Source organism: Nonomuraea bangladeshensis (genome assembly GCF_039529455.1).
In the GTDB taxonomy this organism is placed as follows: domain Bacteria; phylum Actinomycetota; class Actinomycetes; order Streptosporangiales; family Streptosporangiaceae; genus Nonomuraea; species Nonomuraea bangladeshensis.
The window spans coordinates 513107-534348 of record NZ_BAAAMV010000002.1; the positions used below are offsets into that span (position 1 = coordinate 513107).

Sequence of the window (21242 nt, forward strand, 5' to 3'; positions counted from 1 at the left end):
CCCGGCGGGGGCGCGCCTCACACGGCCTGCTCGGTGACCAGGAACGACACACTGCCCTGGTCGTCCGCTCCGGCGTCGAGAGATTTGTCGTCCAGCACGGTCGCGGCCACGGGGTCGAGATAGACCCTGGCGCCCTCGGACTCCACGACCGCGTCCGCCGGCTCCGGCGCGGTGGCCAGTGACAGGGTGAGCGCGTTGGCGCCCTCACCCTCCGACGAGATGCGGATCCCACTCTGGGTGGGCTCCGGAGCGGTCGCGGTGAGATCGCGGATCGCCTGGGCTGCGTTGGCTGTCAGGGTGAGCACTACGGCTCCTCCTCACGGTCGACGTTCAGGAGTCAGCCACCCTTCCCCCTCTTTCCGGGCTCAACCATCCCGGCCCGCTTCTTTACCCGGAACCCGCGACGCCGGCGCGGCCGACGAGCCGCGAGCCGCGTGGGTCAAGCGGCGCCCCCGCCCTGTCCCCCTTGATTGAAGGTAGGACGCCGAAAAAGCCCGAAAAGCAGGTAAAAGTTTCACCCGAAGGTTCAACGATACCGTTGAAGTCATGACAACTGGCATCAAGGACGTCACCCACCCCCTCGACGCGGCCTCCGTCATGGCCCTCCTCCCGAACCGCCCCCGCGTGCTCGCCCTCGGCGAGCCCACCCACCTGGAGGAGACCCTCCTCGACGTGCGCAACGAGCTGTTCAGGCAGCTCGTCGAGCGGGAGGGCTACCGCGCGATCGCGCTGGAGACCGACTGCCTGCGCGGCCTGGTCGTGGACGACCACGTCACCTCGGGCGCCGGCACCCTCGACGAGGTCATGGAGCGCGGCTTCAGCCACGAATGGGGCGCCCTGGAGGGCAACCGCGAGCTGGTCCGCTGGATGCGCGAGCACAACGCCGGCCGGCCGGCGGCCGAGCAGGTGCGCTTCACCGCCTTCGACAGCCCGACGGAGATCACCCACGCGGAGAGCCCCCGGCAGGCGCTCATGGCGCTGCACGGCTATCTCGCGTCCCACGTGGAGGCCGTCCTGCTCCCGTGCACCGCCGGCACCCTCGACCGGCTGCTCGGCGCCGACGAGCGCTGGAGCGACCAGGCCGCCATGCGCGACCCCTCGCGGTCGGTGGGCCGCTCGGCCGAGGCCGCGGAGCTGCGGCTGCTCGCCGACGACCTGGTGGCGCTGCTCGACGCGCAGACGCCGCACCTGCTCGCCGCGAGCGCGCGGGACGACTGGGACCGGGCCCGCCTGTACGGCAGGGCGGCCGTCGGCCTGCTGCGCTATCACGCGCACCTGGCCGACACGGGACCCGGGAGGATGGTGGGCCTGCTGGCCACGCGGTCCGCCGTGATGGCCGCCAACCTCCTCGCCTTCGCCGAGCGCCGCCCCACCTTCGTCTTCTCCCACAACCTGCACCTCACGCCGACGTCGGGCACGATGCGGATGGAGCAGGGCCCGGTGCGGTGGTGGAGCGCGGGCGCGCTCGTCCGCGCCCGCCTCGGCGCCGACTACGCCGCCCTCGCCATCGCCGTCGGCACGATCCGCCACCGCGGCGTGGACACCCCGCCGGCCGGCACGGTCGAAGGGCTCCTGCACGCCGTGCCGGAGGACCGCTTCCTGGTGGACCCGCGCGGCCTGGCCGCCGCCCTCGCCGGCGAGCCGCCCGCGGTCAGGGAGTCTGCGTACTTCGGCTACTTCCCTCTGGACCCGGCCCATCTGGACCTGATCGACGGGCTGGTCTTCGTCAGGGACCTGCCGGGGGAGTGACGCCGGGGGACGCGCCGGACGGCGCAATACGGCGACGTGACGGCATTGGCGGTTACTGTGCGTAGTGGATCAGTGTCGCCATCGTCATAGGAATGCTCATGCGTACTCGCCGCCTGACACTTTTGCTGGCCGCCGCCGCCCTCGCCGGGTGCGCGACCGCACCCACGAACACCGCGGGGGTGGCGCCGCAGACCACCGCCCCGCCGTCCGAACTGGACCAGACCTGGTTGCGCACCATCCACCAGGGCAACATGGCCGAGATCCAGGCCGGCCGCCTGGCGGAGGGCAAGGGCACCACCAAGCAGGTGAAGTCGATCGGCAAGATGCTGGTCGACGACCACACCGCGCTGGACGAGAAGGTCACCCAGCTCGCCGGCCGGCTCGGCGTCGACCTGCCGGGCTCGCCCACCGCCGCCCAGAAGGAACTGTCGAACAAACTGCGCGCGGACACCGGCGCCGACTTCGACCAGGACTTCCTGGCCGGGATGACGAAGTCCCACGTCGCCGCGATCAGGATCACCAAGCAGGAGATCGACAAGGGCACCTCGCCGGAGGTCGTGGCGCTGGCGAAGGAGGCCGATCCCCAGCTTCAGAAGCACCTGGAGGCGCTGCGCAAGGCGCACGGCGGCTGATCCGCCGGCGCTCGAAGGAAAGGCCGTGGGCCGGGCGCGTCGCGCCCGGCCCATGCGGCGTGGAACCGGACAGAAAACCATTGCCCAAAAGGTGTGGTTTTGTGGCGATATGGGGTATCTGTCCAGTTCGATGCAAGGGGCGCCACATCAGGGGGTAGGTCGTGGCCACGCAGACGGAGATCCGCACGCTGCTGGAGTGCCACGTCGTCGGCTGCGACGGCGAGCCGCTCGGCAGGGTGGGGCAGGTCTATCTCAACGACCGCACCGGCCGCGCGGAGTGGGTGACCGTGTGCAGCGGATTTCTCGGCATGCGGCAGACTTTCGTGCCGCTCGCCGGCAGCAGCCGTACGGGTGACGAAATCACCGTCGCTTTCGACGGCGCGAAAGTCAGGGCCGCGCCGCACGTCGCCGTGGACGGTCTGCTGACCGCGGGAGAGGAAATCCTGCTGCACCGCCATTACGGAATGGGGATGGCCGTTCCCGCGCCGCGGACGGGCGACCACGACCGGCTCGACCTGGACACCTGACCGCCGCGCCGACCACTCGAAAAAGGCCGGGAAAAGGTCACGTCGCGGCGTAGAGCTCGATTTCGTTGAGCATCGCGCACGACGGCCCGATTTCCCGGTCGCAATCGTCGGAACGGTCCACCACGATTTTCACGTGCCGGCCTTTCGCGTCGATCGCCTCATGACGCAGCGCGTAATCCGTACGGTCGTGAATGGTGAGCACCGGCTTGCCCCACGCGCGTCCGTCGCGCGAGACGTACACGCGGGCTCCGGCCGGATGCCCCGGGCGCAGGCTCAGCCCGGCCATGGTGAAGCGGTACTGCCGGTCCAGGTGCAGCACGTACTCGCCGGGGCCGCCCGCGGCGACCGCGCTCGACCAGTAGCCGGTGCTGCCGTCGAGGGCGGCCTCGGGGCGGGTGTGCGGCCGGCCGCGGCCGGTCCAGCGCATGGTGGTGGCGATTTTCAGGTCGCCGCGCCGGAGCAGTCCGGCCAGGTCCAGGCGGCCGGGCGCGGGCGGGGCGACGTCGTACAGGCCGCGCTTGATCGCGTACCAGCCGCCCTGCTCGAAGCGGCCGTGCGCGGGGCAGGCCGTCTCGTCGAGCGAGTGGTCCGGCCGCACCCCGGCGATCTTGCAGTTGTCGAACACCTGGATCAGCCGGTGCGGCCCGAGCGCCGCGACGCCCGTGTAGCCGGACGAGCCGTGGGCGTCCCACACGCCGTCCCGGTTGTGGTAGGTGACGCGCGGCTGCTGCCACTCGTGCCCGAGGCCGTCGCGGGAGACGGCCAGCCAGTTGTCCGGCCGGCCCGCGCTCAGCACGAGCGTCCCGCCGGGCATGAGCAGCAGCCGCGGCGCGACGCCGCGCACCACGCAGTCCGCCCCGGCGAAGCGCAGCCCGGCCGGCGGTGTCCAGGTCCGGCCGCCGTCGGTCGAGCGGGCCTGGCTCAGCGTCGCGTACGTCCCGCCGTCACGGCGGATCACCGCCAGCAGGCTGCCGTCCATGACCTGCGCCAGCGCGGCCTCGGTGTAGGCGTACCCGGCCTCCTCCGGGCGGGCGATCACGCCGCGCCGCTCGAAGGTGCGGCCGCCGTCGGCGCTGGCGTACACCTCGGCCTGGTACGCCCCGGTGTCCCGGTAGCGGGCGTAGACGGTGATCAGGATCGTGCCGTCGGCGAGCTGCACCGGCGTGCCGTGCGCGGCCCCGCCGGACAGCAGCTCGTCCGGGGTGCGCAGGGTCGCCGCCGAGCGCAGCCAGTCCTCGCCGTCGTCGGCGGCGTCCGAGGTCAGCACCCCCAGCCGCGCCGTGTGCGGCCCGGTCCGCTTCTGGTAGTACTCGGTGGCGAAGTAGCTCCCGTCCAGCAGCTCGATCGGCGACTCGCGCAGCGGCGTGGACGCCGACGGGCCGAACGTGACGCCGCCGTCGGTGGACACGGCGGCCTCGCTGGTGAGGGTGACGACCTTGTCGACGTTCGTGGTGAACGTGGTGATCACCTTCTGCGCGGGCCGGCCGTCCGGCCCGGCGACGTCGAGGACGGACACGTTCGGGAAGCCCGCGAAGTCCAGTCGCTCCAGGTCGCTCGGCTCCCGCCGGGCGGGCGGCGGATTGGGATGAATCCAGCCGAGTGAGGAAGCAGTGGCGATCAGGTTAGGAGGGGACACCTGGGAGTCGTCGGGCAGCGCGCAGTAGCCGCCCCCCGCCTGCGGCGAGCCCGTCGTGACGGGCAACGCCGAGGTGGCGACCACGGCCGCGACCACGGCTCTGGGCACCGGCATGTTTGCGCTCCTCGTCCTGTCGTCCTGGCTTACGCCCTGGTTCGGACTCTAGATCACCGATCATCGGCAACCTGGGATTCACCTGCGCGAACGCGCCGTCGCGTCGCGCTTTCCGCGTCTGCGCCGCCGCAAACATACTGGATGCGTAAAGTGCCAGTTGACAGAAAAGCTCGTCATGCCCACGATCAGAGCGGCACTATTAAGTGTGAATTTACAGAGCTTCGATTCGGCCCGCGGGTCAGGAGGTGGCCTCAGATGAGCGTCGAGCCAAGGGCGGAAGTGGCCCCCCAGCGAATGCCGCCTCTCTGGGACGGCACGGCGCCCCTGGCGCCCGAGACGGCGGCGCAGCAACGCGTCGTCCACCGCATCTGCGCCCGGGTCGCCCCCGAGGGCGTGGAGATCGGCGTCGACGAGCTGCCGCCCGGCGGCCTGCAGGTGTGGATCGACACCCCGGTGCCGCCCGCCGAGCATGAGGCGTGGGTGCTGCACCACCGCATGGCCCGCGAGGTGTCGCTGGTCGGCTGGCACTGCGACGCCGACCAGGACCGGCTGCTGGTGCTCGGCTGGAGCGCCGCCTGCCTGCACAACCGGGTACGCCTGCTGCAGAGCGGCCTGCGCCGCCTGACCGGCTTCGAGCAGACCGCCCAGCGGGCCGTCCAGCTCGAAGGCCGCGACCCCGGCGACGGGTCCGCCGCCGAGATCGTCGCCGCCACCTGCGCCTCGATCGAACGCCGGCTGCGCTGGCCCGAGCGGCTGGCCGAGCTCCACGGCTACGAGCGCAGCTCCGGCCTGCCCCACCTGCAGCTCCTGCTGGCCCAGGTCATCGGCCTGGAGGCCAAGGTCGCCGCCGCCTGCGAGGAGCACCTCGTCATGGCGCGCGTGCTCGCCGGCGCGGTGTGCGAGCACCACTCCCGCCACGGCGACCTGCGCCGCGCCCAGCGCGAGGTGCTGGCCGAGACCCGCCGCTGGGTGCACGCCAGCTCCATGATCCGCGGCTCGGCCGCCCGCCCCGGCACCCCGGGCGCCGGCCGTCCCCACATGGGGCTGGCGGAGCGCCGCATCGCCGCGAGCGTCATCAACCACGGCGTCATCGACAGCGTCATCGACGGCGTCATCGACAACGGCGCACCGCGGGCCACCCCCGCGGCCGTCGCCGCCGCTCCTCTGGCCGGATACGCCGGCCACGAGGAGGGCGCAGGCTGACCCAGACGCCGCTCGACGGCGAGCGGCCACCCCGGAAGAACCCCGCCCACATCCGGTAGGAAAGGCCCCGTCATGCGAACCCCCCCGCACCTGCCCGGACCCGCCAGGCCCGACGTCCCCGCCCCCCGCGACGCGCACGACCCCCGCGACTCCCGTGACCTCCACGACTCCGGTCACGGCGTCCCGCGCCCCCGCCGTCACCCCTACGCCCTGCGCGAGTTCCCCGTGCAGGCCCCGCAGCCGGCGCTGATCCCCGCGCCCGACCTGTTCGCCGAGCAGCGCCTGCTCGAGATCAGGGACATGTCCCACCAGGCCATCGGCTCCATCGACGACCTGCTCCAGCACACCGCCTGAGAGGAACGGAAGGACGACCATGCAGGAGCTAACGCGAGTCGAGCTGATGCCGCGTGACGTCGGAGGTCACCAGCCACGCTCCATCACCGGCACCGAGTCCCCGCGCACCCTCGACCAGGTCCGCGCCCTCGTCCGCGCCGCCGGGGCCACCCGGCACCGCCTCTACCCGATCAGCACCGGCCGCAACTGGGGCATGGGCTCGGGGATGCCGGTCACCGACGACAACGTCGTCGTCGACCTCAGCGGCATGAACCGCATCCGCGGCATCGACCTGGAGACCGGCTTCGCGGTCATCGAGCCCGGCGTGACGCAGCGGCAGCTCGCCGAGGCGCTGCGCGACACCCCGTGGATGCTGAACGTCACCAACTCCTGTGCCGACACCTCCGTGGTGGGCAACGCCCTCGACCGCGGCGACGGCACCTTCCGCTCCCGCGCCCACGACGTGGCCGGCCTCGAGGCCGTGCTCGCCGACGGCAGCGTGGTCACCACCGGCGGGCTCGACCCGGCCGGCCGCTACCACGGCAGGGTCGCCGGGCCCGACCTCACGGCCGCGTTCGTCCAGCACAACCTCGGCATCGTCACCGCCATGGCGATCGCCCTGGTGCCCCGCCCCGAGTCCATCGGCATGGTGTACGGCCGGCTGCCGCGCCACCAGGCCGCGGTCGCGCTGGAGGCGGTGGCCGGGTTCGTCCGCCGCGGCAACCCCGCCGACGGCATGCTCCGCGTACGCGAGCTGGCCCTCACCCCGTCCCACGGCGACTTCACGCTGCCCGCCGGCGTCGACCTGGACCGCTTCGCCGTCATGGGGCCGCTGCTCGGCACCGCCGCCGCGGTCGAGCTGGCCGAGGAGCTGCTGCGCAAGGCGCTCGCCGAGGTCGAGGGCTCCGAGGAGCTGCTCGTGGTGGACCCGACCGAGGTCAAGCCGGACGACCCGCTCTACGCCAGGGCCCTCATGTCGCAGGGCATCCCCACCTGCGCGGGCGTGCGCAAGGCGCTCGGCGTCGCCTCCTGCGAGCAGGTGGACGCGACCGGGCTCGGCTTCCTCGCCCTGATGCCGCTGATGCCGACCGACGCCCGCAAGACCGTGCACATCGTGAACGCCCTGCAGAGCGCCGTGGACGCCCACTCCACCGCCCTCATGGCCGAGTGGAACGTCGTCGGCCGGCACCTGGCCAACGGCGTCATCCAGATCTTCTTCGACCGCTCCCGCCCGGACGGCGCCTACCGCGCCCACCAGCTCCGCAACGACGGCAACTGCGTGCTGCGCGGCAACGGCTGCGCCATCTACCGCTCCGACATCGACCACGCCGCCGCCGACGTCTGGTCCGAGACCAGCACCGCCAGCCTCGGCATGCTCCACCGGCTCAAGACGGCGCTCGACCCCGACGGCCTGCTCTCGCCCGGCCGCTACGGCGCCTGAACCACGCGAAACCCGCACATACCCGCACCACGAACCCGCCCATCCCGCCGGCCCACGCGGCCGGCGAGGACCACTGATAGTACGTTGGAGGTGACCACGTGCGTTCGTCACCGGCACGGGGGACGAGCACGGCCGTCCTGAGCCGCCGTCAGGGAGTCATGCTGCGCCTGGTCGGCGCGGGCGTCATGCTGACCGTGATGGCCGACACCACGGCCACCACCCTGGCCGTCGGCGTGCTGCGCTACACACCGGCAGGGGCCGGCATGCCCCTCGGCGACCTCGTCTGGCTGACCAGCGCGGCGTTCATCCCGATCGCGGCGCTGCTGGCCACGGCCGGCCGCTGGGCCGACCTGTTCGGCCGCCGCCGGGTGCTGGCCGTCGGGCTGGTGGTGTTCGTGCTGGGCGGCATCGCCACGGTGACCGCCGACTCCTGGTCGTTCGTCCTCGCGGCGCGGGCCGTCCAGGGCGCGGGCGCCGCCGCGATGATCCCGGCCAGCCTCGGGCTGCTGCTCGGCGAGCTGCCGGAGAGCGAGCGGCGCGGCGCGATCGCGCTCTGGAGCTCGGCCTCCGGGCTGGGCTGCCTGCTCATGCAGGCGGGTGGCGGCTGGCTGGCCGCCGCCGTGGACTGGCGGATGCTGTTCGTGCCCGACGTCGTCATCGGCGTCGTGCTCCTCGTCGCCTGCCTCGCGCTGCCCTCCGGCAAGCGGGCCGGCGCGCGCGGCCTGCCGGACGTGCTCGGCGCGTGGCTGCTGGCGGCCGGCATCGCGGTCATCGTCCTCGCCATCTCCAAGGCCATGGCCTGGGGCACGGACGTGGCGTGGCTGGGACTGGCCGCGCTCCTGCTGATCGGCGGGGCGCTCGCCCAGGCCCGCCACCACCGGCTGCCCGCCATCGACCTCGCGCTGTGGCGCCGGCCCAGGTTCGTCTGGGGCTGGCTGGCCACCTGGGGGTTCGGCGCGCTGTCGTACGGGCTGCTGACCGTGCAGCCGCTGTACCTGCTCCACCTCGGCTACCCCATGCTGGAGGTGGCCATGTGGCTGACGCCCACGTCGGTCGCGGTCGTCGTGACGAGCTACCTGGCCGGAAAGCTCGTCAAGCACATCGGCCCGTACGGGCTCATCTACGCCGGGTCGCTGCTCTGCGGCGGCGCGTGCGTGCTCGTCCTGACCCAGGTCGGCCCCACCGTGTGGGGCCTGATCGCCAGCGTGGTCGTGGGCATGGGCGTGGGCGCGCTCGCGCCCGGCACCTCGGTGGCCACCACCCTGGCCGCCCGCCCCCACCAGTACGCCTCCGCCGTCGGCGCGGCCACCATGGCCCGCATGGTCGGCGGGGCCGTCGGCGTCGCCGTGGTCTCGCTCGTCATCGACCACCCGGCGCTGATCGGCGGGTTCGGCGGCCTGGCCGGCGCGATCGCGATCTGCGTCGCCATCTCGGTGCTCACCGGCGCCCTCGCCCTCACCAAGATCACCCGGGTCCGGACCGACCCCGGCGACGTCATGGTGAAGGTGCCGCGCCGGATGCTGCTGGAGCTGCGCATGACCCTCGCCACCGTGGCGGCGGAGGCCGACGCGCTGCTGCCCGCCGAGACCCGCGCCCTGCCCATGGACCCGCACGCCGGCCAGCACGCAGGCCAGCACGCCGGGGTGCACGTCCACCCGCACGCCAACCAGCCCGCCAACCCGCCCGTCCACGCCGTCCCGCGGCCACGCGCGGCCGACTCCGGCCCGCTCGCGAGCACCCGCGGGAATCCGAACTAGATCCAGAACCACCGAAAGGGCTCCTCGTCATGGCAACCACATCGTGCGACGTAGCCATCGTCGGCGCCGGGCTCGGCGGCTGTTTCCTCGCCCTGCTCCTCCGCCGCCGCGGGCAGAACGTCGTCGTCATCGAACAGGGACCGTCCATCCCCAGCGCGGGCGCGGACTTCCTCAAGCCCCCGGGACTGCGGGTGCTGGCCCGGCACGGGCTGGCGGACCTCGTCGGACGCCATGGCCTCAGGCGCGACCACGTCCGCTACTACCACGACGGCGACCCGATCCAGGACTGCCGCTTCCCCGACGGCGGCTTCCTCATCCGCCCCTACCAGGAGCTGGTCGAGCTCATCTACACCTGCTGCGTGATGGAGGGCGTGGAGTTCTGGTTCGGCGCCGAGATCGGCGACATCGCCGTCGGCGGGGGAGGGGTGGAGGAGCTGACGCTCGCCGACGGCCGCCGGCTGCGGGCCGGGGTCGTCGTGGGCGCGGACGGCACGAAGTCCCTGGTGCGCCAGGCGCTCGGCATCGAGCAGGTCACGCTGCCGTACGAGCGGCTCATCATGCGCGTGGCCACGGTGCCGCTGACCGAGAGCGTCGCCCGGCTCAACCGGCTCTACTTCAGCTCCGACGGCTGGCTCGCCTACTTCTACCCGCTCGGCCCCGAGCAGGCCAGGGTGTTCGTCGGCCTGCCCCCCGAGTGCGACGAGGAGGTCTTCCAGGACGGCGTCCCCACCCTCGTGGACGAGCTGAAGAAGTTCGTCTCCGAGAGCTCCGACGCCTTCGACAGCCTCCAGTCCGCCGCGTGGCAGCGGATCAAGGTCTCGGCCATGCGGGTCGCCGCTTACCACCGCGGCAACGCCGCCCTGCTGGGCTCGGCCGCGTTCGCCTGCCACCCCATGACCGGGATGGGCATGAGCTACACGCTGCGGGACGCGGAGATCCTGGCCGAGGTCATCTGCGCGGCCGGCGGCGACCCCGCGGAGCTGGACCGGCTGATGCACGCCCGCTACGAGCCGCGCGGGAACGCCCACCGCCGGCTCATCGACTACGGCGACGCCCTCGCCGCCACCTTCCACGACCGTGACGCCTACCTCGCCGCGTTCCGCGAGGACCTGCACACGCGGGGGGAGGCCGCCGAGCCCGCCCGGCCCGCGCTGCAGCTCATCTGACGTCCAGAGCCACGCCCCCGCCGCCCGCCATTCCCACAACCGATGAAGGCCGCCCGAAAGTGGGCAGCCCGATCACCCAGGCGGCGGGGGCGTCGTCACGCCCGCCCTGCTCCCGGCCTCGTCAGGAGGTGATGACCAGCTCGGTGCCGTCGAGGTCCTCGCGCACCTCGTGCCCGGCGCGGACCAGGACGGTGCGCAGCGCGAGCCGGACCGCCGAACGGACCGTGGCGTACTTCACCAGGCGGTCGGCGTCGCCGCCCCACGTCACGATCACCCCGCGCGCCGGATCGTGCCAGACGCCGAGCCCGCCGTCCGCCGACAGCAGGGACGGCTCGACGGTGAAACCGGCCTCCGCCAGCTCCCGGCGGACCAGGAGCTCCAGGTCCGGGCCCGCGTTCGAGGCGTCGTTCATGAACAAGCGTTGCCCCCCTCCGCCCGGCCGCGAACGCGCGAGAAGGCCATTGTTCCGCAGGAGAATGCGGGTTGTGTCTCCCGCGTCATCAACGAAGGGGACCGGCGGGGACAGCGAGAGGGGACGGGGAGAGGGGATGGGGATACGGGTCGCGGCGGCCAGGCGGCTGGCGGGCAGGTGGGTGCGTGAGGAGGGGGCCGCGCTGCCGGGGTTCGGCGGCGCGTTCCTGACCGGCTCGGCGTTGTGGGCGGACCCGTCCGACGAGTTGCCCGCGACCTCCGACGTGGACGTCATGGTGATCGCCGACCCGCCCGTCAGGATCGGCAAGTTCCGCTACGAGGGCGTCCTGCTGGAGGTCTCCGCCATCCCCGGGATCGGCGGCGCCCGCGAAGTGCTCGGCGACTACCACCTGGCCGGCAACCTGCACCTGCCCGGCGTCCTCGCCGACCCCACCGGGCGACTGGGACGGCTGCACCGGCTGGTCGCCCGCGGCTTCGCCGAGCGCCGCTGGGTCCTCGCCCGCTGCGAGGACGCCCTGGCCAGGATCCGCGACCGGCTCGGCGGCCTCGACGCCGCCGCGCCGCTGCCCGCGCAGGTCATGGCGTGGCTGTTCGGCACCGGGGTGACCGCGCACGTGCCGCTCGTGGCCGCGCTGCGCAACCCCACCGTACGCAGGCGCTACGCCGCCGTGCGTGACCTGCTCGCCGAGCACGGCCGTCTCGACCTGCACGAGGAGCTGCTGGAGCTGCTGGGCTGCGCCGAGCTGAGCCCCGCGAGGGTGTCGCGGCACCTGAGCGTGCTGGAGGCCGTCTTCGACGCGGCCGCGGAGGCGGACGCCCCCGACTACCCGTTCGCCTCCGACCTCACGCCCGCCGCCCGGCCGGTGGCCGTCGACGGCGGCCGGGAGCTCGTCGCCCGCGGCCTGCACCGCGAGGCGGTCTTCTGGCTGGCCGCGACCTACGCCCGCTGCCTGGCCAAGCGGGCCGCGGCCGGGCTGAGCGGATATGAGGACGGGCTGCTGGAGCTGCTGGACGACCTGGGGGCGGGCACGCCCGCCGACCGCCGCCGCCGCGCCGACCGCGTCCTCGCCTTCCTGCCCGCCCTGCGGCAGGCGGCCGTCTCCCTGATCCCGCCGGGCGCCCCGGCCTGACGTCAGGGGCGGACGACCAGGCCGAGCGCCGTGGCGACGGCCGTCGCCTGCACCGGGTCGATGATCGCGCCCTTGAGCGTGACGTCGGCGGGGTCGAGCCCGCCGAGGTCGCTGCCGCGCAGGTCGCACTTGGTGAGGTCGGCGCCGCGCAGCCACGCGCCCGACAGGTCGCAGCGCCGCAGCGCCGCGCCCTCCAGCCGGGCGCCGCCGAGGTCGGCCTCGCGCAGCCGTACGTCCTCGATCGTGCTGCGGCGCAGGTCCGCGCCCTGGAGCTGCACGTACGACCAGTCGCCGCCGTTGATCTTCAGCAGCCCGAAGGTGCAGCCGTCGAAGACGCTGCCGGTCATCTTGCAGCCGGTGAACGTCGCGTCGAAGAACGAGCAGCCGGCGAACAGGCAGGTGAGGAAGCGCGCGTCGGTGTGCTCGGAGACGTTGAAGCGCACGTTGCCGAACGTGCACTCCTCGAAGGAGGAGCCGCGGTCGATCAGCTCCGTCAGATCCACGTCCTGGAACAGGACGCGCCGGAAATCAGCTCCCGTGATTTCCGGCGCGTCCCAGTCGTCCGCGCCGATCGTGCGTTCGATGGGGAACGCCGCTCGTCTGGTGCCCATGCGGACAAAGCTAGCGGATCAGGCCCGTTTCGCGATCGCCGTGATGAACGGCTGCACGAGCTTGGCCGCCAGCGGGCCGAACGCCGCCAGGATGAGCACGTACGCCGCCGCCAGCGCCCCCAGGTCGGGGTGCGCGCCCGCGCCGACCGCGAGGCCGGCGATGACGATGTTGAACTCACCGCGCGGGATGAGCGCGATGCCCGCCCGCGCCTGGCCGGCCTTGCCGATGCCCGCCCGGCGGGCCGCGTAGATGCCGGTGAGCAGCTTGGTGATCATGCTGACCAGCGCCAGCAGCGCGGCCAGCCCGGCCACCGGCAGGATCTTCGCCGGGTCGGTCTGGAGGCCGAAGAAGACGAAGAACACCGCGGCGAACAGGTCGCGCAGCGGCGCGAGCAGCGCTTGCGCGTCCTCGGCCAGCTCGCCCGACAGCGCGATCCCGACGAGGAACGCGCCCACCGCCGCCGACACCTGCAGCTGCTGGGCCAGACCGGCCACCAGCAGCGCCAGCCCGACCACCTTCAGCAGCAGCACCTCGGAGTTCGGGCTGGAGACGAACGCCTCGATGAGCCGCCCGAACTTCAGCGCCACGATCAGCACGATGCTGACCGTTATGAGCGCGATGCCCACCGCGATGGCGCCGTTGAGCAGGCTGAGACCGGCCAGCATGGTGGTCAGCACCGGCAGGTAGATCGCCATCGTCAGGTCCTCGAAGACCAGCAGCGACAGCACGGTCGGCGTCTCGCGGTTACCGATCCAGCCGAGGTCCGACAGCACCTTCGCGGTGATTCCGGATGAGGTGGCGTAGGTGACGCCGGCCATCGCCACCGCGGCGACCGGTCCCCAGCCGAGCAGCAGCGCGCAGATCGCGCCCGGCGCCGCGTTGAGCACCAGGTCCACGATGCCGGCGCGGGCGTTGCCGGTGAGGCTGGTCATCAACTCGTCGGCGTTGTACTCCAGGCCCAGTGTGAGCAGCAGGAGCACCACGCCGAGCTCGGCGCCGACGGAGATGAACTCCTCGCTGGTCGCGAGGGGCAGCACCCCGCCGGTGCCGAACGCCACACCGGCGATCAGATAGAGAGGGATGGGGGAGATGCCGACCCGCAGCGCCAGCGCGCCGAGGACGCCGAGACCGAGAAGGACCGCTCCGAATTCGAGGAAGAGGATGGCGGTTTCGTGCAACCCGCGCCCCTACCCTCGGGCCAGGATGTCGGCCACCTCGGCGGTGCTGTCCTCGCTGCCCACGACCACCACGACGTCACCCGTACGGAACACGAAGTCCGGTCCGGGGCTGGCGAACACCTGGCCGCTGCGGACCACGGCCACGATGGAGGCGCTGGTCCGGGTGCGCACCCGGGCGTCTCCCATGGGCCGGCCCGCGTACGGGGAGTCGTCCGGGATCGGGAGCTGGACGCTGACCAGGCCCTCCACCTGCTGGTGCAGGGCGTTGAGCCGTTGCACGATGCGCGGGGCGCCGAGCAGCTCGGCCAGGGCGTCGGCCTCCTCGTCGTTCAGCTTCACCGTCTGGCAGGCGCGGTCGGGGTCGTCCTTGTCGTAGATCACCAGGTCCCGGCGCCCGGTGCGGTGGGAGACGACTCCCACGCGCTGGCCGGTCCGGGTGGTGAAGTCGTGTCTGAGTCCGATCCCCGGCAGCGCTGTTTGCTCGACCTCCACCTGTCCCACCCGTTCGAAAGCGTAAAATTTCCGGACAACCTTACCAGTGGCACGTTACATGTCCCTTCACCCTCTTTTGGACCGCTCACCTGCGACACCCCCTCCGTACGCTCGCCGCTGGCAGGAGGCGGGGGCGGCATGGAAAGCTGGGAGTGACCGCCCGAACACCGTGATCAGGCCGCGCCACCGGCCGGACCGCGCAGAAACCGGACCGCCCACGACCGGACTGCGCCGACGCGACCGAGAAAGCCGACGCCCATGCCGACCGCCTCACCCCCGATCCGGCTGGTGCTGGTCGAGGATCACGCCATGGTCGCGGAGGCCATCGAGCTGGCCCTGGGCCGCGCCGCCGGCATCGCCGTGGTCGCCCACGCCGGCACGATCGCCGCCGCCCTGACCGAGACGGCGAGGACGCAGCCCGACGTGGTGGTGCTCGACCGCCGACTGCCCGACGGCGACGGCATCGCGGCCGTCGGCCGTCTCGCCGCCGCCGCGCCGCGGGCCCGGGTGCTGGTGCTGACCGGCGAGGCCAACGCCTCCGTGGCCGCCCGCGTGGTGCAGTCCGGCGCCGCCGGGCTGCTGGTGAAGTCCTCGCGGCTGGACGAGCTGGAGTCGGCCGTACGCGCGGTCGCCGCGGGCGGGGCGGTGTTCCCGCCGGGCCTGCTGCCCGGCCTGCTCGACCGGCTCACCGGGCGGTCCGGCCACCTGGGAGCCCGGCTCACCGCCCGCGAACGCGAGACGCTGCTGCTTCTGGCCGAGGGCGCCAGCATCGGCGAGATCAGTGAACGCCTGGGCGTGGCCAGGAACACCGCCCGCAACCACGTCCAGCACGTGCTGGGGAAACTGGGCGCCCGCTCCAAGCTGGAGGCGGTCGCCGTCGCCCGCCGCGAAGGGCTGCTGGACTGACGCGCCGGTGCCGTCGTGCGGTGGCGCAGTGCGGTGCCGTCGTGCGGGTGCCGTCGTGCGGTGCCGTCGTGCGGTGGCGAGGGCGGTAAGGTCGGGTGTTACGAGCGGGCGGCGCACGCCGTCCCGCCGCTAGGCCCGTCCCGCCGGCGCCTGACCCCGACCCCCTGAGCCCCGACCCCTATCCCGCGCCGGCCGCGGGTGATCGGTCCTGGGTTCCCGACCGGCCGTGGGAGGCTGCCTCCTCATGCCCGCGCGCGACCGCCCCGCCGAGGACATGCGGCTGCTCGTCCAGAGCATCCGCGACTGCGCCATCTTCATGCTCGACCCGCTGGGCCGCATCGTCAGCTGGAACGCCGGCGCCCAGCGCATCAAGGGCTGGGCCGCCGAGGAGATCATCGGCAGGCACTTCTCGGTCTTCTACCCCTCCGAGGACGTCACGGCGGGCCATCCGGCCACCGAGCTGGCGGTCGCCGCCGCCGACGGCCAGTGGGAGGAGGAGGGCTGGCGGGTCCGCAAGGACGGCACCCGCTTCTGGGCCGGCGTCGTCATCACCGCCCTGCGCGACGAGCACGGCGGCCTGCGCGGCTTCGGCAAGGTCACCCGCGACCTCACCGAGCGGCGCAGCATGGCCCGCGCCCTGGACGAGCGCGGCATGCTGCTGGCCCGCCTCATCGAGGCCCAGGAACGGGAGCGCCGCCGCATCGCCAACGACGTGCACGGCGACACCATCCAGTCCATGGTCGCCGTCGGCATGCGGCTGCGCCTGCTGGAGTCCCGGCTGCGGGACGCGCCGCTGCCCCGCGAGTACGCCGACGCGGTGCACGGCATCGACGAGGCGGTCGACGCCGCCGCCGACCGGCTGCGCGAGCTCGCCTTCCGGCTGCGCCCGCCGGAGGAGGGCCTGGTGACGAGCCTGGCCGCGTACATGGAGACCGTCATGGCGGGCACCGGCGTGCGGTGCGAGCTGAGGCACGACCTCGACGCCGAGCCGCCGGCCGAGGCCGCCATCACCGTCTTCCGCGTCTGCCAGGAGGCGCTGACGAACGTGGCCAGGCACGCCGGCGCGTCCTCCGTCACGGTGTCGCTGGTCTCGCTCGACCGGGGCGTGCACGTACGGGTCCGCGACGACGGCGTGGGCCTGGCCAGGCCCGGCGGTCAGGCCGGGCACTTCGGGCTGGTCGAGATGCGCGAGCGCGCCGAGACGGCCGGCGGCTGGTGGGACATCAAGGGCGAGCGGGGCGCGGGCACCACGGTCGAGTTCTGGGTGCCCGCCGTGCCCCGCAGGCTGCCCTAGCGCGGCCGGCGGCTCAGCGGGCGTTCGCGGCGCACCAGCCGGCCCACGTGGTGGCGCCCTTGTGGAGCTGCTTGGCGTGGAAGGAGCTCCAGGAGTTCTCGCTGGCGCCCGGCGCGCCGGGGGCGCTCCGGTAGAGCGGGTGGTTCTTGTCGACCTCGGCGCGGATCCACGGCTCGACGTCGGCGTAGGAGTTCAGCGACCAGCTCCGGGCGTGGTAGGTGAGCTGGCCGCGCACCTCGCTCTCGGCCAGGCACATGAACGGCGCCCACGGGCTCGTCCGGCTCCAGGCGATCTTCGTCTTCATCGCGCCCGAGGGCACCTTGCCCGGCACGGCGCGGGCGGCCGCCTCGCGGTCGTCGACGAAGAAGTCGAACATCTCCTGGGCCGCGTACACGCCGCCCACCAGGCCGAACTTCTCGCCGAGCGTGCTGCCGAAGTCGGTGCGCACCGGGATGTCGCTGGTCCAGACGGTCTCGTCGTGCAGCTGGCGGGTGGGCGGGCCGGCGTAGGACGGGGTGACGTCGAACGGGCCGAAGTTCACCGTGTCGTTGTTGATGGGGACGACCGGATAGGTCTTGAGGTCGACCGGGTTCTTCCACTCCCGCAGGATCTTCGTCGGGTCGGCGGGGTCGGTGTAGAAGACGATCTCGCGGGAGAGCTGGTAGAGCTTGGCGGTGCCGGGCTCACGGTAGAGGCGGCGGATGTTGTAGCCCTCGATGCCGAACAGCTTCTGGCCGTGCCGCAGCCCCGGCTCCAGGGCGTTGCCCTCGATGTTGGCGTAGACGCTGCCGGAGATCCGGAAGACCATGTCCTTGCCGTCGGGGCGGCCGAACGTCTGGAGGGACAGCAGCGCGTTCTTGTCGGTGACCGTCTTGAAGACCGGGCCCGGCAGCGTCGGGTCGGTCGTCCTGCCCGCCGCGGCCGCCGACGCGGGGGCGGTGAGGGCGAGGAACAGCGCGGCCAGGGCGACCGGCGCGGTCAGACGGCGTTTCGGCATGGGGGTGCTCCGCTGGTAGGGGGTTCGGACCGCCAATTGTGATCACGAACGCGCCGGCGATGTCCACCCGTTCCGGCGTTTCCAAGATCGCCGGCGGGATCAGCCCTGGGGACCGCCGGAGATCAGGGCGAGCGCCTGGCTGGCGATCTCCCACTCCTCGTCCGTCGGGACGACCAGCACAGGCACCTCCGCGCCCGGGGCGGAGACGGCCCGCTCGCCGTCCCCGGCCGCGTTGAGCGCGGGGTCCACGGCGATGCCGAGCCGGTCGAGCCCGGCCAGCGCCTCGGCGCGGGTCGCGGCGTCGTGCTCGCCCACGCCGCCGGTGAACACGACGGCGTCCACCCGGCCGAGCAGCGCGTAGTAGGCGCCGACGTACTTGCGGATGCGCCGGGTGTAGATGCGCAGCGCCAGGCGGGCCTCGTCGTCGTCGCGGGCGCGTACTTCCCGCATGTCGAGCGTGCCGGTCAGCGCGAGCAGGCCGCCGCGGCGGCTGAGGTCCTGCTCGACCCGCTGCGGGTCGGCGCCGGAGGTGCGGGCGAGGTAGCCGGTGAGCCCCGGGTCCACGTCCCCGGAGCGGGTGCCCATGACCAGCCCCTCCAGCGGGGTCAGGCCCATGGAGGTGTCGACGCTGCGCCCGCCGGAGATCGCGGTGGCGCTGGCGCCGTTGCCCAGGTGCAGCACGATCAGGTTGAGCTCGGCGAGGTCGCGGCCGAGCACGGCGGCGGCGCGGCGCGAGACGTAGGCGCAGGAGGTGCCGTGGAAGCCGAAGCGCCGCACGCCCAGCTCCTCGCGCCAGTCGCGCGGCACCGCGTACGTGTACGCCTCCGGCGGCAGCGTCCGGTGGAAGGCCGTGTCGAACACCGCCACCTGCGGCACCGAGGGGAACGCCTTGCGCGCAAGCCGGATGCCGGCCAGGTTGACCGGGTTGTGCAGCGGCGCGAGCGGGGCCAGCTCCTCGATCACGGACACCACCTCGTCGTCCACGAGCACCGGCCCGTCGAAGCGCACGCCGCCGTGCACGACGCGGTGCCCGACCGCGACCGGGTCCAGCGCGGGACCGGCCGCGGCGAAGGCCGCCATCATCGCCTCCAGGCCGTCGCCGTGGTCGGGGAAGGGCCGCTCCCGCACGTACGGCGGCCCGTCCCCGGCGTGGTGGGTGAGCCGCCCCGACCGCTCGCCGATGCGCTCGATCAGCCCTCTGGCCGGGCGCTCGTGGGTCCGGACGTCCACCAGCTCGTACTTGATCGATGAGGATCCCGTGTTCAGGACGAGAATGTGGCCGGCCATGTCCAGGAGCTTATTTCGCCGGGGTCCTCGCCGTGCTCGCGGGTGTGGGCGCGGGCGTGCAGCCGCGCGTCGCTCATCCGCTGGCGCAGGTGGGCGGCCTTGGAGCCGAGCCCCGGTACGCGGTCGATGACGTCCATGACGAGGTGGTAGCGGTCGATGTCGTTGAGCATCGCCATGTCGAACGGGGTGGTCGTGGTGCCCTCCTCCTTGTAGCCGCGCACGTGGATGTTGTCGTGGCCGTGGCGGCGGTAGGTGAGCTGGTGGATCAGCGACGGGTAGCCGTGGAAGTCGAAGATGATCGGCTTGTCGACGGTGAACAGGGTGTCGAACTCGGCGTCCGGCATGCCGTGCGGGTGTTCCGACGGCGGCTGGAGCCGCATGAGGTCCACGACGTTGATGACCCGGACCCGGAGCTGGGGCAGGTGCTCGCGCAGCAGCGCGGCGGCGGCCAGGGTCTCCTGCGTGGGGACGTCGCCGGCGCAGGCGAGCACGACGTCGGGCTCGCTGCCGTCGTCGGTGGAGGCCCACGGCAGGATGCCGAGGCCGCGGGTGTTGTGGGCGATGGCCTCGTCCATGGTGAACAGGTCGAGCACGGGCTGCTTGCCGGCCACGATGACGTTGACGTAGTCGCGCGAGCGCAGGCAGTGGTCGGCCACGGAGAGCAGCGTGTTGGCGTCCGGCGGCAGGTAGACGCGCACCACCGACGCCTTCTTGTTGACCACCACGTCGAGGAAGCCGGGGTCCTGGTGGCTGAAGCCGTTGTGGTCCTGCCGCCACACGTGCGACGACAGCAGGTACGTCAGCGACGCCACAGGACGCCGCCACGGGATCTTCTGCGCGGTCTCCAGCCACTTGGCGTGCTGGTTGAACATGGCGTCCACGATGTGGATGAACGCCTCGTAGCAGTTGAACAGCCCGTGCCGGCCGGTCAGCAGGTAGCCCTCCAGCCAGCCCTGGCACAGGTGCTCCGACAGCACCTCCATCACCCGGCCGCCCGCGCCCAGGTTCTCGTCGGTGGGCAGCAGCTCGGCGTCCCAGGCGCGGTCGGTGACCTCGAAGACGGCCTGCAGCCGGTTGGAGGCGGTCTCGTCGGGCCCCATGAGCCGGAACGTGCTCGGGTTCGCGGCGATCACGTCGCGCAGGAACGTCCCGAGGACGCGGGTCGGCTCGGTCTGCTGGTCGGCGGGCGCCTTGACCTCGACCGCGTACTTGCGGAAGTCGGGCAGGCGCAGCGGCTCCAGCAGCTCGCCGCCGTTGGTGTGCGGGTTGGCGCTCATCCGCCGGGGCCCTTCCGGGACCGTCGCGACGATCTCCTCGACCGGCCGGCCGTCCGGCCCGAACAGCTCCTCCGGCCGGTAGGAGCGCATCCACTCCTCCAGCATGGCGAGGTGCGACGGGTTCTCCCGTACGGTGGCGAGCGGCACCTGATGGGCCCGCCAGGTGCCCTCGACGGGTTTGCCGTCCACCTCCCGCGGCCCGGTCCAGCCCTTCGGCGTGCGCAGGATGATCATCGGCAGCCGCGGCGCGTCGCCGGCCTTGTAGGCGGCCATCTCCTCCCAGCAGAGGTCGAGGGTGGCGGCCATCTCCTCGTGGTCGGGGCCGACCAGGTGGGGGCGGTAACCGTAGCCCTCCATGAGCTTGGTCAGCTCGTCGTACGGGATGCGGGCGAGGATCGTCGGGTTGGCGATCTTGTAGCCGTTGAGGTGCAGGATCGGCAGGACGACGCCGTCGCGGCGGCGGTCCAGGAACTTGTTGGAGTGCCAGCTCGCGGCGAGGGGGCCGGTCTCGGCCTCGCCGTCGCCGATCACGCACGCCACCACCAGGTCGGGGTTGTCGAAGGCGGCTCCGTAGGCGTGGGCCAGCGCGTAGCCCAGCTCGCCGCCCTCGTGGATCGAGCCCGGCGTCTCGGGAGCGACATGGCTGGGGACGCCCCCGGGGAAGGAGAACTGCCGGAACAACGCCTTCATGCCCCGTACGTCCTGGGTGATGTCGGGGTAGCGCTCGGTATAGGTCCCCTCCAGCCAGGCGTGGGCCACCGCCGCCGGGCCGCCGTGCCCCGGGCCGGCGATGTAGATCATGTCCTGGTCCCGCTCCTTGATCACCCGGTTCAGGTGGGCGAAGCAGAAGTTCAGGCCCGGCGTGGTGCCCCAGTGGCCGAGCAGGCGGGGCTTGATGTGCTCCGGCCGCAGAGGTTCGGCGAGCAGGGGGTTGTCCAGCAGGTAGATCTGCCCGACCGACAGGTAGTTGGCCGCGCGCCAGTACGCGTCGATGTGCTCCATGCCTCTCCCCCTTCCTCCGTGGACGGCGCTGAACCCCGGCAGGGGGAGGAATTCGACTTTCCCACTGGGGACGCAAA

General features: G+C 72.7%; 20 protein-coding genes. 11 read left to right on the forward strand and 9 right to left on the reverse strand.

Translation table 11 applies throughout. The features are described from left to right. Positions 1-17: 17 nt before the first annotated feature. On the reverse strand, positions 18-305 hold the full coding sequence (locus tag ABD292_RS06480; protein WP_344205990.1) for a HesB/IscA family protein: 288 nt from the start codon (positions 303-305) through the stop codon (positions 18-20). A 241-nt stretch (positions 306-546) separates the two neighbouring features. Between ABD292_RS06480 and ABD292_RS06485 the strand changes: the two genes are divergently transcribed. The 3 genes from ABD292_RS06485 (at position 547) to ABD292_RS06495 (ending at position 2908) form a co-directional block, all read left to right on the forward strand. Further along, positions 547-1749, forward strand: coding sequence for an erythromycin esterase family protein (locus ABD292_RS06485; protein WP_344205991.1), 1203 nt, complete (start codon positions 547-549; stop codon positions 1747-1749). Between the two features lie 98 nt (positions 1750-1847). Beyond that, positions 1848-2381 carry a DUF4142 domain-containing protein gene (locus tag ABD292_RS06490; RefSeq protein WP_344205993.1) on the forward strand — a complete coding sequence of 178 codons (534 nt, stop codon included), beginning with the start codon at positions 1848-1850 and terminating at the stop codon, positions 2379-2381. Between the two features lie 161 nt (positions 2382-2542). After that, complete coding sequence (locus ABD292_RS06495) at positions 2543-2908, forward strand: PRC-barrel domain-containing protein (RefSeq protein ID WP_344205994.1); 366 nt, start codon at positions 2543-2545, stop codon at positions 2906-2908. 37 nt (positions 2909-2945) lie between these two features. Here the strand turns inward: ABD292_RS06495 and ABD292_RS06500 are convergent, their stop codons facing one another. Next, positions 2946-4658, reverse strand: a complete 1713-nt coding sequence (locus ABD292_RS06500) for a sialidase family protein (RefSeq protein ID WP_344205996.1) — start codon at positions 4656-4658, stop codon at positions 2946-2948. A gap of 255 nt (positions 4659-4913) precedes the next feature. Here ABD292_RS06500 and ABD292_RS06505 point away from each other — a divergent pair, with 255 nt between their 5' ends. The 5 genes from ABD292_RS06505 (at position 4914) to ABD292_RS06525 (ending at position 10558) form a co-directional block, all read left to right on the forward strand. Further along, positions 4914-5861 (forward strand): hypothetical protein, encoded by a 948-nt coding sequence (locus ABD292_RS06505; RefSeq protein WP_344205997.1) that lies wholly within the window; start codon positions 4914-4916, stop codon positions 5859-5861. Between the two features lie 72 nt (positions 5862-5933). Continuing rightward, a complete protein-coding gene (locus ABD292_RS06510; protein WP_344205998.1) occupies positions 5934-6215 on the forward strand; it encodes a hypothetical protein in 282 nt (93 codons plus the stop codon). A gap of 19 nt (positions 6216-6234) precedes the next feature. Continuing rightward, positions 6235-7635, forward strand: coding sequence for an FAD-binding oxidoreductase (locus ABD292_RS06515; protein ID WP_344206000.1), 1401 nt, complete (start codon positions 6235-6237; stop codon positions 7633-7635). Positions 7636-7793: 158 nt separating this feature from the next. Next, complete coding sequence (locus ABD292_RS06520) at positions 7794-9392, forward strand: MFS transporter (RefSeq protein ID WP_344206001.1); 1599 nt, start codon at positions 7794-7796, stop codon at positions 9390-9392. Between the two features lie 29 nt (positions 9393-9421). After that, complete coding sequence (locus tag ABD292_RS06525; protein ID WP_344206003.1) at positions 9422-10558, forward strand: FAD-dependent oxidoreductase; 1137 nt, start codon at positions 9422-9424, stop codon at positions 10556-10558. A 121-nt stretch (positions 10559-10679) separates the two neighbouring features. On the opposite strand, the gene ABD292_RS06530 is transcribed toward ABD292_RS06525, so the two are convergent. Further along, a complete protein-coding gene (locus tag ABD292_RS06530) occupies positions 10680-10970 on the reverse strand; it encodes a hypothetical protein (RefSeq protein WP_344206004.1) in 291 nt (96 codons plus the stop codon). A gap of 136 nt (positions 10971-11106) precedes the next feature. On the opposite strand from ABD292_RS06530, the gene ABD292_RS06535 reads away from it, so the two are divergent. Next, positions 11107-12120: a hypothetical protein gene (locus ABD292_RS06535; protein ID WP_344206005.1), complete on the forward strand. Its 1014-nt coding sequence runs from the start codon at positions 11107-11109 to the stop codon at positions 12118-12120. A gap of 2 nt (positions 12121-12122) precedes the next feature. Here ABD292_RS06535 and ABD292_RS06540 read toward each other — a convergent pair whose 3' ends face one another. The 3 genes from ABD292_RS06540 to ABD292_RS06550 are packed head-to-tail and all read right to left on the reverse strand — an operon-like array spanning position 12123 to position 14411. Next, the gene (locus tag ABD292_RS06540; protein ID WP_344206007.1) at positions 12123-12731 is read right to left on the reverse strand and encodes a pentapeptide repeat-containing protein; all 609 of its coding nucleotides are present in this window, start codon (positions 12729-12731) and stop codon (positions 12123-12125) included. Positions 12732-12749: 18 nt separating this feature from the next. Further along, positions 12750-13910: a cation:proton antiporter gene (locus tag ABD292_RS06545; protein ID WP_344206009.1), complete on the reverse strand. Its 1161-nt coding sequence runs from the start codon at positions 13908-13910 to the stop codon at positions 12750-12752. Positions 13911-13919: 9 nt separating this feature from the next. Continuing rightward, entirely contained in the window at positions 13920-14411 is a 492-nt protein-coding gene (locus ABD292_RS06550; protein WP_371251790.1) for a cation:proton antiporter regulatory subunit, read from the reverse strand. Positions 14412-14660: 249 nt separating this feature from the next. Here ABD292_RS06550 and ABD292_RS06555 point away from each other — a divergent pair, with 249 nt between their 5' ends. Next, a complete protein-coding gene (locus tag ABD292_RS06555) occupies positions 14661-15308 on the forward strand; it encodes a response regulator transcription factor (protein ID WP_344206011.1) in 648 nt (215 codons plus the stop codon). 244 nt (positions 15309-15552) lie between these two features. Beyond that, positions 15553-16602, forward strand: coding sequence for a PAS domain-containing sensor histidine kinase (locus tag ABD292_RS06560; RefSeq protein WP_344206013.1), 1050 nt, complete (start codon positions 15553-15555; stop codon positions 16600-16602). A gap of 13 nt (positions 16603-16615) precedes the next feature. Here ABD292_RS06560 and ABD292_RS06565 read toward each other — a convergent pair whose 3' ends face one another. The 3 genes from ABD292_RS06565 to ABD292_RS06575 form a co-directional block, all read right to left on the reverse strand. Further along, the gene (locus ABD292_RS06565; RefSeq protein ID WP_344206015.1) at positions 16616-17599 is read right to left on the reverse strand and encodes a DUF1838 family protein; all 984 of its coding nucleotides are present in this window, start codon (positions 17597-17599) and stop codon (positions 16616-16618) included. Between the two features lie 99 nt (positions 17600-17698). After that, positions 17699-18886: an acetate/propionate family kinase gene (locus ABD292_RS06570; RefSeq protein WP_344206016.1), complete on the reverse strand. Its 1188-nt coding sequence runs from the start codon at positions 18884-18886 to the stop codon at positions 17699-17701. After that, positions 18862-21165: a phosphoketolase family protein gene (locus ABD292_RS06575; protein WP_344206018.1), complete on the reverse strand. Its 2304-nt coding sequence runs from the start codon at positions 21163-21165 to the stop codon at positions 18862-18864. The genes ABD292_RS06570 and ABD292_RS06575 overlap by 25 nt, the downstream gene beginning before the upstream one ends. Positions 21166-21242 lie beyond the last annotated feature (77 nt).